The following is a 13,090-nucleotide window of genomic DNA, read 5'->3' on the forward strand; positions in this document are numbered from 1 at the left end:
GAATCCTTCGGCCACCGGGATCGGGCCCGGCGGCAACCAGCGGTCTCTGGCTTCGCATGAACAGTACGCGCACGGATCGGGCTGACGCAAATCGCCCGGACGGCGCATCCGCGGGCCCCACGGGAGGCGGCCGGCCGACGCGCGGACCCGCCCCCACATCCGGCGTGGGGGCGGGTCCGGGTACGGCGAGGTGACGTGCCGTGGGTGACGGCCGGGGGACGGCCGGAGCGGCGTCAGCCGTTCTCGGCGGCCTCCATCTCGGCCTCGAACTCGGCCCAGTCCTCCTCGGTCCAGTTGTCCATGTCCTCAAGGTCGTAGTCGCCCAGCGCGTCCTCGCCGTCGGTACCGCCACCGATACCGAGCAGACCGCCGCCCTCGACCTCCGCGATGTCCAGGACGTCGGCCGCGTCGGGGGCCTCGACGGCCAGGGCCGCGCCGTAGTCGCGGTAGACCGTGGAGTAGGTGACCTCGCCCTCGGCCATCTCCATGTCCATGTCGATGCGGACGGGGAGCTCGTCCTCGCCGACCCAGACCGTGAGGTTGAAGGCGTCTGCCTCCAGGCCCTCCATCTGGCCGCGCAGCTCGTCGAGGCTCTCCTCCGACATGTACTCGGTGCTCGGGTCCGCGGCCAGCAGCTCGTCGAGGGTCAGCTCGCCGGCGTAGACCTCGGTCTGCTGCCCCTCGAACTCCTCGGTGCCCTGGTGGGTGACGTCCGGGGATTCCAGCAGCAGCTCGATCTGCTCGGCCGGGCTCTGCGCCATGTTCTCGGCCTGCCGGAGCTGGCTGGCGATCTCGGACTCGCCGGTCGCGGCGGCCATCTCGTCGATGTCGATCTTGACCCAGCTCTTGCCATCCATCTCGGGCTCGGCCGCGAGGAGGGGGCCTCCCATGTACATCACGTTGTCGACGAACCGGAGGTCGAAGACCATCTCCGGGGTCTCCTCGGCCTCGCCGCCGAGCAGCTCCTGGAAGGCCTCCATGTACTCAGTCATGTCCATGGTGAGGTCCATGACCAGCGGGTCCCAGCCGGTCGTGCCTTCGACGGCGTAGGAGAAGCCGAACTCCTCGCCCGTGGACTCGTCGGCGACCGACATCGACATGGTCGAGGTGAAGCTGACGGTGCTGGCCTCGTGGGACTTCTCCTGCGAGGTCCGCAGGGCACTGAAGATGCCATCGGTGCCCGAGGAGTCGGACTTCCCGTTCTCGCCCTTGGCGTCGGCTTCGGACGATGAGTCCGAACCACAGGCCGCCGTCGACACCAGCACACCGGCCGTCACTGCCGCGAGCACGGCCTTGCGCATGGAACGCATCGTCCCCCCAAGGGATTCACATGTTGCTGTCAGAGGACCTTCAAGGTAATCGACCGGGTCGGCGCCGGGCCGCGTCCGTACCGTTCTGTAGCAGAACGGGGACCTGGGCGAGAGGCGGCCGGAGCGGTCCGCGTTCTGCCACGCGGCCCGGACGCGACGGCGCCCGCCGCCGCTTCCGCTGGGGAAGCGACGACGGGCGCCGGTGCGTCATAAAGCCCGCCCTGCCGGGCGGAACCCGGGCCGGATCAGACGGCCTGGTCCTCCAGGAGGAGGTTGCGGGTGCGGTTGCCGTCGACCGGGATACCGGGGCCCATCGTGGTGGTGATGGTGGCCTTGCGGATGTACCGGCCCTTGGCCGCGGACGGCTTCAGACGCTGGATCTCCTCCATCGCGGCGGCGTAGTTCTCGACGAGCTGCGCCTCGTCGAAGGAGACCTTGCCGATGATGAAGTGGAGGTTCGAGTGCTTGTCGACCCGGAACTCGATCTTGCCGCCCTTGATCTCGGTGACGGCCTTGGCGACGTCAGGGGTGACGGTGCCGGTCTTCGGGTTCGGCATCAGACCACGGGGACCGAGCACGCGGCCGAGGCGGCCGACCTTGCCCATGAGGTCCGGGGTGGCGACGACGGAGTCGAAGTCCAGCCGGCCCTTGCTGACCTCGTCGATCAGCTCGTCGGAGCCGACGATGTCGGCGCCCGCGGCACGCGCGGCCTCGGCACGGTCACCGGTCGCGAAGACCAGGACCCGGGCGGTCTTGCCGGTGCCGTGCGGAAGGTTCACGGTGCCGCGGACCATCTGGTCCGCCTTGCGCGGGTCCACGCCCAGGCGCATGGCCACCTCGACGGTCGCGTCGAACTTGGTCGCGTTGGTGTCCTTGGCGATCCGTACGGCCTCGAGCGGGGCGTAGAGCCGCGACTGGTCGATCTTGGACTCGGCGCTGCGGTGCGACTTACTGCGCTTCACTTCTGCTCCTCCTGCTGGTGCGGTGTTTCTCGGGGAGTCGTGGTGCGGGCCTGCGCGGGCCCTCCCACGGTGCGGGCGGTTCAGCCCTCGACGGTGACACCCATGGAGCGGGCGGTGCCGGCGATGATCTTGGACGCGGCGTCCAGGTCATTGGCGTTGAGGTCGGGCATCTTGGTGGTGGCGATCTCCCGCACCTGGGCCGCGGTGATCTTCGCGACCTTCTTGGTGTGGGGCTCGCCGGAGCCCTTCTCGATGCCCGCGGCCTTGAGGATCATCTTGGCGGCCGGCGGAGTCTTGGTGATGAAGGTGAAGGAGCGGTCCTCGTAGACCGTGATCTCCACCGGGATCACCCAGCCACGCTGCGACTCGGTCGCCGCGTTGTAGGCCTTGCAGAACTCCATGATGTTCACGCCGTGCTGGCCCAGCGCGGGGCCGACCGGCGGAGCCGGGTTGGCCGCGCCGGCCTGGATCTGGAGCTTGATCAGCCCAGATACCTTCTTCTTCTTCTTGGGAGCCATGGTTCTCTCCGGGTCCTGGTGAGAGGTTGACGTTCCCCCGCGGCTTCGCGATTCAGCCGTACGGAGGCATACCGCACCACGATAGCCGCTGGCACGGTGCCGCCAAAATCCGGTTTCGGCGGCCTCGGCCCTCGGACGGCGCGGGCGCGCAGCCCTGGGGGCACACGGGCGGCGGGCCCCTCGCGTCGTTCGCGAGGGGCCCGCCGGGGCTGACCGCCGGGCACGGCGGGCGCTGGAGGCGCCGTGCCCGGCGGAGTGGTGGACGGCGGCCGGGCGGGCGGAGACCGGCCGCCGCCGTCGGTGCTACGCCGGCGCGGGGCGGGTCACGCCCCGTCCCCGAACAGGTCGGCGTAGGTGGCCAGGGCGAGCGCGATGTCGGCCTGCGCCCAGAAGCGGTGGTACTCGAAGACCGGTTCCGGGCCTCCGTCGAGGTACGCCTGGACCTTCGTCCAGTCCGGGTCCTCCTGGTAGAAGGAGCGGAGCGACTCGAAGGTGGAGCCGGGCTCGATCACGTCGCCGTTGGGCATGGTGCCGCTGAAGCCCGCGGGCAGGTACACCTCGTCGGCGAAGCGGCTGTAGTCGCCGCGCGACTCCGGCACCGCGATGCCGAGGTCGTCCTGGTGCTCCCACATGGCGTCCAGCAGACCGGAGGCGGTGGCCTGCGCGGCGGTGTCCCCGGTCGCCGCGGCGTAGAAGGACAGCGCGTTGGCGAGCGAGCCGGTGACGCCGACGTCCTGGCTGTAGTCGGTGACGGAGACGGACAGACCCGCGTTGTCGCCCGGGTTGGCCGGGTTCCAGTTGTCCGGCTGGCCGGACCAGGAGAGCGTGGCCGGGATGCTGAAGTCGCCGTCCTGCCCGATCGTGACCTCACCGATCACCCAGGGCACCCACTTGTCGAGCACCTCGCCGGCCATCGGGTCGCCGGTCTCCAGGTACAGCTCCGCCAGGCGCTGCATCGACCACGCCTGCATCCCGAACCACTGGTTGGACGGCGGGTCCACGTAGACCGGCGCCTCCTGGTAGTACATGCCGTAGAAGGAGGCGGTACCGGCCGGCGGTGCGGCGTAGGAGCCGTTCCAGCTGCTGGTGGCGCCGCCGGCGATGGCCCCCTCGGAGGACTGCAGCCAGCGGTAGAACTCGACCTGGCGCTCCAGGCTGGTCTCCCAGTCCTGCTGCGCGGTGGGCGAGTCGGGAATCAGGTCGGGGTCGGTGGAGAGGGCGTAGGCGGCCATGGGGTTCTGGTAGCCGAAGTGGTTGTGGCTGCTGCCGATCCGCCAGGCCCAGCCCGCGTTGGAGTTGGTGGCGCCGCCCCAGGAGTAGTACCAGGAGAGCAGGTAGTTGGCGCTGTCCTTGCCGGTGCCGGGCGGGCAGGACGGGCTGGTGCAGCCGGACTGCTTGAAGTACTTGTCGTAGTGCCCGTAGCGGAGGTAGTCGCCCATCTTCGCGGCCTTCTCCAGGGTGCCGGCGATCTCCGCCTGGGCACCCTGCTCGGTGGCCCACTTGTTGGCCCAGAAGGCGGCCTGCACGGCGCGGGCGTCCGCGTCCGGCGCGTTGGTGTACCGCCACTGCTCGGCGTAGCCGTCGTCCCCGATGAAGATGTCGAGGAAGCCGTTGTCGCCGCCGTAGGTGAAGTCGTCACAGGAGGGGTGCGGCACGGTCTCCCAGACCGACTCCTCGGGCCCGCGCTGGAAGGTGTTGATGTACGAGGGGCCGGGCGTCTGCGGGCCGCCGGCGCAGGGGGCGCCCGGGGCGTTGCCGAAGCCGTAGACGTTGTCCACGTCCTGCAGCCAGTGCATCCCGTAGATGTCGTCGGTGCCGTAGGTGGCGGACAGCTCGTTGGCGAGCGGGTCGACCCCGACGGAGACCGCGCCGTCCATGGGCGAGGGGTACTGCGAGGGATCGGGCAGTTCGGGGGCGTAGGTGGCCGGCGCCGACGGGCTGTAGAAGCTGTTGGTCGGCTGGTCGGCCGCACCGGGGATGATGTAGTCCTCCATCACCTGCCAGGCGTCGTTGAACGGGTCCCAGTCGCCGGTGACCTTGCCGTAGGCGGCCTGGAGCCAGATCAGGTAGCTGTAGGCCTCCGAGGTGGTCTCGTGTCCGTGGTCCGGCGCCTCGACGATCAGGGTCTCTACCGAGTGGTACGGGATGCCCTCGGCGGAGAAGTAGCCGTTGGCCGGGTCCATGATCTGGTCGTACAGCTCCAGGAACCGGTCCTCGTACTGCAGCGCCGCCGCGCCGGTGGGGGCGGTCAGGGGCTGGGCGCCGGACTGCGAGGCGAGGGTGATCCCCAGCGGCAGCGAGAGCGCCAGGGCTCCGGCGAGCAGGGAGGTCCGGCGGGTTCGGTGGGGGCGTGCTCTGCTGGGCTTCTCGACGGATGATCCGCGACGGATCAGCATCGGTGCCTCCTCAGCGGCTCGGTGGGGGAATGAGGAGTGAGCGCGGTGCGGCGTGTGCGATGCGTCCTTCGCACACTCAACTAGTGGGAGCGCTCCCACGGTGGCGGTGAATGCGCGGAGCGTCAACCCCCCGTGCCGACTTTCCCGCATTCGCCCAGGTCGGCAATGAATTCTCTTCAACCCCCTTGGCGGGCAGTCGAGTTGGCTGTACGTTCCCCTCCAACTAGTGGGAGCGGTTCCACGGATCAGATCCGCCGGCGGCGGGTCGTGATGACAGGAGTCGCTCCAGATGCACCCCCACATCCCCACCCCCACGTTCCCGACCTCTCCCGTGTCACCGGCCGAGCACCGGTACGGCACGGCGGTCACCGTGCGGCCGGGGAGGAGCTCCCTCCCGCGTCGTCGCCACCTTCCGCCCGGCACCGCCCGCCCCGGCCCGCTCCCGCGGCCCGGCGGCGGAACCACTCCATGGCCGGGCACCACGGCAACGCGTACGTCCGCGACGGTGGCGACCGCCGCGGCCCGGAAGTGACGCCCGTCCACCCCTCCCGCCCGTGACCCACGGGCGGACGGCGGACGACCGTGCCCACCGACACGACGCATCGAGAGGAATCCCATGAGCCGCACCGACCGCACACCCCACCGACGCAGGAAGCCGGCACTCATCGCCGGCGCCTTCGTCGGTGCGGCGGCCCTCACCGTCTCCACCCTCGGGCTCGCCAACGCCAGCGAGGGCCCACAGACGCTGCAGCGCGTCGACAACCCCTATGTCAACGCCGGCGTCTACGTGAACCCCGAGTGGTCGGCCAACGCCGCCGCCGAACCCGGTGGCTCCGCCATCGCCGACGAGCCCACCGCCGTCTGGCTGGACCGCATCGCCGCCATCGACGGCAGCGGCCAGGGCGGGGGCCGCACCATGGGCCTCGCCGACCACCTCGACGAGGCGCTGGTCCAGGCCCAGGGCCACGACAACTTCGTCTTCCAGGTCGTCATCTACAACCTGCCGGGCCGCGACTGCGCCGCGCTCGCCTCCAACGGCGAACTGGGCCCGACCGAGATCAACCGCTACAAGACCGAGTTCATCGACCCGATCGCGGACATCCTCTCCGACCCGGCCTACGCCGAGCTGCGAATCTCCGCGGTCATCGAGATCGACTCGCTGCCCAACCTGATCACCAACGTGGGCAGCCGGCCGTCGGCCACCCCGCTCTGCGACGAGATGCTGGCCAACGGCAACTACGTCAGCGGCGTCGGCTACGCCCTCGCCACCCTGGGCGCGATCGACAACGTCTACAACTACGTGGACGCCGGACACCACGGCTGGCTCGGCTGGGAGGACAACTTCCGCCCCGGGGCGCAGCTCTTCCACCAGGCCGCCAACGCCGAGGGTGCCTCACCCTCCGACGTCACCGGCTTCATCGCCAACACGGCGAACTTCAGCGCGACCAAGGAGGACCACTTCTCGATCGGCGACGTGATCAACGGCGTCCCGATCCGGCAGGGGTCGTCCTGGGTGGACTGGAACCAGTACACCGACGAGCTGACCTACTCGCAGGCCCTGCGGACCGAACTGGTCGGCCTCGGCTTCCCCTCGAACATCGGGATGCTGATCGACACCTCCCGCAACGGCTGGGGCGGACCGGACCGGCCCACCGGCCCCGGCCCGCAGACCAGCGCCGAGGCGTATGTCGAGGGAGGCCGGTACGACCAGCGCATCCACCCGGGCAACTGGTGCAACCAGTCCGGAGCCGGGCTGGGCGAGCGCCACACCGTGGCTCCCGAACCGGGCATCGACGCCTACGTCTGGATCAAGCCCCCGGGTGAGTCCGACGGCTCCAGCGAGGAGATCCCGAACGACGAGGGCAAGGGCTTCGACGAGATGTGCGACCCGACCTACGGCGGCAACGCCCAGAACGGCAACAACCTCTCCGGTGCCCTCGACAACGCGCCGGTCTCCGGCCACTGGTTCTCCGCCCAGTTCCAGGAGCTGCTGGCCAACGCCTACCCGCCCCTGTGAGCGGACGCCGGGCCCGCGCCGGGCGCTGACGTCCCGGTCGCCGGCTGACACCGGCGGCCGGAACGGCCACCCGGCGGAACGTGAGACCGGCGGTCCATGACACCGGCGGTCCACGGCTCACCCCGGCGGTCCATGGCTCCGGCGGTGGCGAGGTGCGCGCGCCCGTGAGGGGCGATCCGCCGGAGAGCGGCGGTGCCCGGCCGGGGACGGGCCGGGCACCGCCCACCGTGAACCACCCTCTCCCCCACCGTCCGCCCCCGGTGCCCGACCAGGCACCGGGGGCGGACGTGTGAACGAGGGGTGGCCACCGCCGCGCCCGCTGTACGCGATGGGGCGACGGGAGCCGGCGACCGGACGCCCGGTGCCGGGACGGCGAGCGCCCGCGCCCGACCTGTGCGGGGCTCAGTGGCCCCGGTCGATCCACTCCTGGAGGTGCGGCGCCTCGGTGCCCACCGTGGTGGAGTCGCCATGGCCGGTACGCACCACGGTGTCGGCCGGCAGCGTCAGCAGCCGGGTCCGGATCGACTCGACGATGGTCGGGAAGTCGGAGAACGACCGCCCGGTGGCGCCCGGCCCGCCCTGGAACAGGGTGTCGCCGGTGAAGACGGTCCGCAGCGCGGGGGCGTAGAGGCAGACGCCGCCCGGGCTGTGGCCCGGGGTGTGCAGCTGCTCCAGCTCGATGCCGGCGACCGCCAGCCGTCCGCCGTCGGACAGCTCGCCGTCGGGCGCACGGCCGGGGTGCGTGCGGTCCCACAGCTCCCGGTCCGCCGGGTGCAGCAGGATCGGCGCGCCGGTGCGCTCGGCCAGTTCGGGCGCGGCGTCGATGTGGTCGTCGTGCGCGTGGGTGGAGACGATCGCGACGAGCCGGCGGGTGCCGACGGCGGCGACGATCGCGTCGGCGTCGTGCGCGGCGTCGATCACCACCGCCTCGTTGTCGTCGCCCACGATCCAGACGTTGTTGTCGACCTCCCAGGTCCCGCCGTCCAGGGAGAACGTCCCGGAGGTGACCAGCCGGTCGACCCGTGCGCCGCTCACAGCTCGACCACGGAGCGCAGCACCTCGCCCTTCTCCATCCGGTGGAACGCGGCCTCGACCCCGTCCAGCGCGATGGTCTCGGTCACGAACGCGTCCAGGTCGAGCCGGCCCTGGAGGTAGAGGTCGGTGAGCATGGGGAAGTCCCGGGACGGCAGGCAGTCGCCGTACCAGGAGGACTTCAGCGAGCCGCCGCGGCCGAAGACATCGAGGAGCGGCAGCTCCAGCTTCATCTCCGGGGTGGGGACACCGACCAGGACGACGGTGCCGGCGAGGTCGCGGGCGTAGAACGCCTGCTCGTAGGTCTCCGGGCGGCCGACGGCCTCGATGACGACGTCCGCGCCGAAGCCGCCGGTCAGCTCGCGGATCGCCTCCACCGGGTCGCTCTCCCGGGAGTTGACGGTGTGGGTGGCGCCGATGCCCTTGGCGGTCTCCAGCTTGGCCGGGTCGATGTCGACCGCGATGATCTTCGCCGCGCCGGCGAGCCGGGCGCCGGCGACGGCCGCGCAGCCCACGCCGCCGCAGCCGATGACGGCGACGGTGTCGCCGCGTCCGACGTTTCCGGTGTTGACGGCGGCGCCGAGACCGGCCATGACGCCGCAGCCCAGCAGGCCCACGGCGGCCGGGGAGGCGGCCGGGTCGACCTTGGTGCACTGCCCGGCGGCGACCAGCGTCTTGTCGGCGAAGGCGCCGATGCCGAGCGCGGGCGACAGCTCGGTGCCGTCCTCCAGCGTCATCTTCCGCGACGCGTTGTGGGTGTCGAAGCAGTACTGGGGCCGTCCACGCCGGCAGGCGCGACAGTCACCGCAGACCGCGCGCCAGTTCAGCACGACGAAGTCGCCGGGGGCCACGTCGGTGACGCCCTCGCCCACGGACTCCACGACGCCGGCGGCCTCGTGCCCGAGGAGGAAGGGGTAGTCGTCGGAGATCCCCCCTTCGCGGTAGTGGTAGTCGGTGTGGCAGACCCCGCAGGCCTGGATCCGTACCACCGCGTCACCCGGGCCCGGGTCGGGCACCACGATCGTGGTGAGCTCCACCGGGAGCCCCTTGCCGCGGGCGATGACCCCGCGAACGCTCTGAGCCATGAAGAACAGCCCTTCTCACAGATGCGGCCAACCGACGGGCCGGGCCGGGGCCGGGCACGCCGCGTGCTGCACACTCTGGTTCCCCGTGGTCGTCGCGTCCAACGTCCGAGACCGATGGGATTCATCGTTCCCGCTGCTCAATCCGGTCCGGCGGTGGCGCCCGTGGCCGCGTCCGGGGCCGGGTCCGGCCGGTGCTGCTCCATGCCGTCGAGCAGTGCCCGGGCGGCGGGCGAGAGCCGGCCGCCGGTGGGCAGCGCCACCCCGACGTTCCAGGTGACGGCGGTGTCCAGCGGGACGGCTGCCAGCCCGCGCGCGGGCACCTTGCGGGTGACCGGGCGGGGCACCACCGCCACGCCCATGCCCCGGTGGACCAGGTCCAGCAGCGTGTAGACGTCGTTGACCTGCATCGCGACGCCGCGCTCCACCCCGACGGCGGCGAACGCGGCCTCGGCCGCCTGCCGGGCGCCCCACCCGCGGTGCAGGTCGACGAAGTCCTCTCCCGCGAGGTCGGTGAGGGCCACCGGGGACGGCGCGGACGCCAGGGGGTGGTCCGGTCCGCACAGCAGCATCAGCGGCTCGCGGGCGACGGGGCGCACGGTGGCGCCTTCCTCGCTGCCGTCGTACACGACGAACGCCAGGTCCAGGGTGCCGTCGCGGACCCCGGCGAACAGCGCGTCCGAGCCGTCCTGGACCATCCGCACCGCGACGCCGGGGTGGCGGCGGCGCAGCGCGGCGAGCAGTTCGGACGCCTCGACGATGCCCATGCACTGCTCGGTGCCGACCGCGAGTGTGCCGGTGACCAGCCCCTGGACGGCGGCGACGGCCTCGCGTGCCGCCTCGGCGGACTGCAGCGTGCGGCGCGCCTCGGCGAGAAGTGCCCGTCCGGCGTCGGTGAGCCGGACCCTCCGGGTGGTCCGGGTGAGCAGCGGGGTGCCGAGGTCCTGCTCCAGCGCCTTGATCGAGGCGGAGAGCCCGGACTGGGCGATGCGCAGCCGGTGGGCGGCGCGGGTGAAGTGCTGCTCCTCGCACACGGCGACGAAGTGCTCCAGCTGTCTCAGTTCCACACGCGGGAATCTAGCGCGCCGGGCGGCCGGGCGGGCCCGGGTGTGTGCGCCGGGGCGTGCGGCAAGCGCCCGGCCCGGCGTCCGTGGTGGACGCCGGGCCGGGCGCATGGGGGGCGGTGGGCCGCCGGTGGCGGGAGCTCAGCCGCGGCTGCTGCCCTCGGCCGCGGGCTCCTTGCGGGAGTCCGCCGGTCCGGTGGGGGCGTCGGGGCCGTCGGTGGTGCCGTCGGTGCCCGGGGCGCCGTCCGGGCCGTCGGTGCCGTTGTCGGAGCCGGTGGCTTCGGCGGTCTCGCGGAGACCGGCCTCGGCCTCCTCCTTCATGAGGGCGTCGACGTCGACCGTGGTGGGGTTGTCGAGGACGTACTTCAGGCGGTCGCGGTCCAGCTCACCCGTCCAGCGGGCGATGGCGAGTGTTCCGATGCCGTTACCCGTCAGGTTGGTCAGGGCGCGGCCCTCGCTCATGAAGCGGTCGATGCCGACGATGAGCGCGATGCCGGCGACCGGGATCACCGAGTCGAACGCGGCCAGCGAGGCGGCCAGGGTGACCAGGCCGGCGCCGGAGACTCCGGCGGCACCGTTGGAGGAGATCAGCATGAAGACGAGCAGGCCGATCTGGGTCCAGATGGAGACGTCCACGCCGAATGCCTGGGCGATGAACAGCGCACCCATGGACATGTAGATCGCGGTGCCGTCCAGGTTGAAGGAGTAGCCGGTCGGGATGGTCATACCGACCACGTGCTTCGGGGTGCCCGCGGCTTCCAGCTTGGTCAGCATGCGGGGCAGCACCGTCTCCGAGGAGGAGGTGCCGAGCACGATCAGCAGTTCGTCCTTGATGTAGCGGATGTACTTCGGGAGGCTGAAGCCGGTGGCGTAACAGATGGGGCCGAGCACCAGGAAGATGAACAGCAGGCAGGTGACCCAGAACGACACCATGAAGGACGCCAGCGAGCCGAGAATGGCGCTGCCGTGCTCGCCGATGGTGAAGGCGATACCGCCCATGGCGCCCAGCGGGGCGAACCACATGACCATCTTGATGACGCCGAACATGACCTTGGCGAAGGTGTCGAGGCCGCGGACCATGCCCTCGGCGCGGCTGCCCAGCATGGTGAGGGCGCAGGCGACGAGGATCGCGAGCAGCAGCACCTGGAGCAGCTGGCCGTCGACGAAGGCGCTGGCGAAGGAGGTCGGGACCAAGCCGAGCACGAAGCCTGCGATGCCGCCCTCGACCTCACCGGCGGAGGCGATGGCCGAGTCGGCCGCGGAGGTGTCGAAGGAGTCGATGTCGTAGCCGAGGCCCGCGCCGGGCTGCCAGACGTTGATCACCACGAGGCCGATGGCCAGCGCGAAGACGGTGGTGATGTTGAAGTACAACACCGTTCTGAGGGCGAGTCCGCCCGCTTTCGCGAGGTTGCCCATTCCGGCGATACCCACCACGACGGTGGCGAAGATGGTCGGGGCGATGACGACCTTGACCAGCTTGATGAAGAGGTCCGCGAGCCACTTCATGTCGGCGCCGACACCGGGCGCGAACAGGCCGATGAAGATCCCGATCGTAATACCCAGCAGCACCCAGAAATACAGGTGCTGGTAGATCCTCTTCTTCTGCTTCACCGGCTTCACCGTCTGCGTCGTCGGCTGATCGGTCATGGGTCGTCCATCCCTGTGACTGTTATCGTTTGTGGGTCGCATCACAGTGCTGGCACATGCGCGTTACAGCAACGAAACCGGGCAGAAATTGGGGTTGATCTGACATTGGCGCCGGCGCGCGAGGTCTCTCGGCGTGCGCTGCTGGCCGCCGCGCTCGGGTTCGCGGCGGCCGCCGCGTGCGACTCCCCGCCGACCGTGGACACCACGGGTCTGCGGCTGGCCACCGGTCCCGAGGGCGCCACCTACCGGGAGTCCGGGGCGGCGCTCGCGGAGCTGTGGAACGACGCGCTCTCCGCACCGGTGGTCGAGGTCGTCTTCACCGAAGCCTCCGTGGACAACGCCCGGTTGCTGCTGTCCGACGAGGTGGACCTCGCCTACGCCAACGTCGACGTCCTGCTGGCCCACGCGGAGGAGACCCCGGCGCTGCTGCGGATCTTCGACTCGGTGGTCCAGCTGGTGACCTTGCGCGACAGCGGCATACGCACTCTTCCCGACCTGGCCGGCCGGCCCGTGGCGATGGGTCTGCCCGGCTCGGGCACCCGCTTCACCGGCACCAGGCTGCTGGCGGCGGCCGGGGTGGAGGTCGAGGTGCGCGACCTCGGCCAGCAGCGGGCCGTGGAGGCGCTGGTGGACGGCACGGTCGACGCGGTCGCCTCCCTCACGGCGATGCCGACGCCCGCCATCGACTGGCTGCTGGAGAACGCGCCACCGGTGCACTTCGTCGACCTCGGTGAGGAGACCGAGGCCATCCAGCGGGCACACCCGGGCGAGTACCTGCCGGTGACCATCTCCAGCACCGTCTACCCGGGGGTGGCGACCACCCGCACGGTGGCCGTCCCGACGCTGATCGCCGTGCACCGGGGCTTCCCCGACGACGTGGCGCGGGTGCTGACGGGGACGGCCGTCGAGGGCGCGTCGAAGCTGGCCCGCACCCGCCCGGAGGCGTACCAGATCAACCCGCGCACCGCGGCGGCCACCGCGCCCATCCCGCTGCATCCGGGCGCCGCGGCGTGGTTCCGCGCCGCCAAGGCGTGATGGAGGGCGTTCGGCGCGGGTGACGGC

The 13,090-nt window shown here is 71.2% G+C and carries 10 protein-coding genes; 2 read left to right on the forward strand and 8 right to left on the reverse strand.

Annotated elements, in window-relative coordinates; genetic code table 11:
- Positions 1 to 233: 233 nt before the first annotated feature.
- From E0D90_RS02625 to E0D90_RS02640, 4 genes are all read right to left on the reverse strand, one after another.
- Positions 234 to 1,301 (reverse strand): SCO4651 family lipoprotein, encoded by a 1,068-nt coding sequence (locus E0D90_RS02625; RefSeq protein WP_130796449.1) that lies wholly within the window; start codon positions 1,299 to 1,301, stop codon positions 234 to 236.
- 254 nt (positions 1,302 to 1,555) lie between these two features.
- Positions 1,556 to 2,272: a 50S ribosomal protein L1 gene (rplA, locus tag E0D90_RS02630; RefSeq protein ID WP_130796450.1), complete on the reverse strand. Its 717-nt coding sequence runs from the start codon at positions 2,270 to 2,272 to the stop codon at positions 1,556 to 1,558.
- Positions 2,273 to 2,352: 80 nt separating this feature from the next.
- Positions 2,353 to 2,790 (reverse strand): 50S ribosomal protein L11, encoded by a 438-nt coding sequence (rplK, locus tag E0D90_RS02635; protein WP_103501116.1) that lies wholly within the window; start codon positions 2,788 to 2,790, stop codon positions 2,353 to 2,355.
- Between the two features lie 323 nt (positions 2,791 to 3,113).
- On the reverse strand, positions 3,114 to 5,186 hold the full coding sequence (locus tag E0D90_RS02640; RefSeq protein ID WP_130796451.1) for a glycoside hydrolase family 48 protein: 2,073 nt from the start codon (positions 5,184 to 5,186) through the stop codon (positions 3,114 to 3,116).
- A 616-nt stretch (positions 5,187 to 5,802) separates the two neighbouring features.
- On the opposite strand from E0D90_RS02640, the gene E0D90_RS02645 reads away from it, so the two are divergent.
- On the forward strand, positions 5,803 to 7,203 hold the full coding sequence (locus E0D90_RS02645) for a glycoside hydrolase family 6 protein (protein WP_130796452.1): 1,401 nt from the start codon (positions 5,803 to 5,805) through the stop codon (positions 7,201 to 7,203).
- Positions 7,204 to 7,605: 402 nt separating this feature from the next.
- On the opposite strand, the gene E0D90_RS02650 is transcribed toward E0D90_RS02645, so the two are convergent.
- The 4 genes from E0D90_RS02650 to dctA form a co-directional block, all read right to left on the reverse strand.
- On the reverse strand, positions 7,606 to 8,238 hold the full coding sequence (locus E0D90_RS02650; protein ID WP_103501383.1) for an MBL fold metallo-hydrolase: 633 nt from the start codon (positions 8,236 to 8,238) through the stop codon (positions 7,606 to 7,608).
- On the reverse strand, positions 8,235 to 9,320 hold the full coding sequence (locus E0D90_RS02655; protein WP_103501382.1) for an S-(hydroxymethyl)mycothiol dehydrogenase: 1,086 nt from the start codon (positions 9,318 to 9,320) through the stop codon (positions 8,235 to 8,237). Before E0D90_RS02655 ends, E0D90_RS02650 begins: the two co-directional genes overlap by 4 nt.
- A 137-nt stretch (positions 9,321 to 9,457) precedes the next feature.
- On the reverse strand, positions 9,458 to 10,384 hold the full coding sequence (locus E0D90_RS02660) for a LysR family transcriptional regulator (RefSeq protein WP_130796453.1): 927 nt from the start codon (positions 10,382 to 10,384) through the stop codon (positions 9,458 to 9,460).
- Between the two features lie 138 nt (positions 10,385 to 10,522).
- Entirely contained in the window at positions 10,523 to 12,028 is a 1,506-nt protein-coding gene (dctA, locus tag E0D90_RS02665; protein ID WP_227869942.1) for a C4-dicarboxylate transporter DctA, read from the reverse strand.
- Between the two features lie 105 nt (positions 12,029 to 12,133).
- Between dctA and E0D90_RS02670 the strand changes: the two genes are divergently transcribed.
- Positions 12,134 to 13,063, forward strand: coding sequence for a TAXI family TRAP transporter solute-binding subunit (locus E0D90_RS02670; protein WP_130796454.1), 930 nt, complete (start codon positions 12,134 to 12,136; stop codon positions 13,061 to 13,063).
- Positions 13,064 to 13,090 lie beyond the last annotated feature (27 nt).

Origin of the sequence: Streptomyces otsuchiensis (assembly GCF_004305975.1) — a bacterium.
In the GTDB taxonomy this organism is placed as follows: Bacteria; Actinomycetota; Actinomycetes; order Streptomycetales; family Streptomycetaceae; genus Streptomyces; species Streptomyces otsuchiensis.

What these genes read in the sequence shown, in the direction of transcription:
- E0D90_RS02625 (WP_130796449.1), bottom strand. Translation starts at nt 1,301, where the DNA reads ATGCGCAAGGCCGTGCTCGCGGCAGTGACGGCCGGTGTGCTGGTGTCG.
- rplK (WP_103501116.1), bottom strand. Translation starts at nt 2,790, where the DNA reads ATGGCTCCCAAGAAGAAGAAGAAGGTATCTGGGCTGATCAAGCTCCAG.
- E0D90_RS02640 (WP_130796451.1), bottom strand. Translation starts at nt 5,186, where the DNA reads ATGCTGATCCGTCGCGGATCATCCGTCGAGAAGCCCAGCAGAGCACGC.
- E0D90_RS02645 (WP_130796452.1), top strand. Translation starts at nt 5,803, where the DNA reads ATGAGCCGCACCGACCGCACACCCCACCGACGCAGGAAGCCGGCACTC.
- E0D90_RS02655 (WP_103501382.1), bottom strand. Translation starts at nt 9,320, where the DNA reads ATGGCTCAGAGCGTTCGCGGGGTCATCGCCCGCGGCAAGGGGCTCCCG.
- dctA (WP_227869942.1), bottom strand. Translation starts at nt 12,028, where the DNA reads ATGACCGATCAGCCGACGACGCAGACGGTGAAGCCGGTGAAGCAGAAG.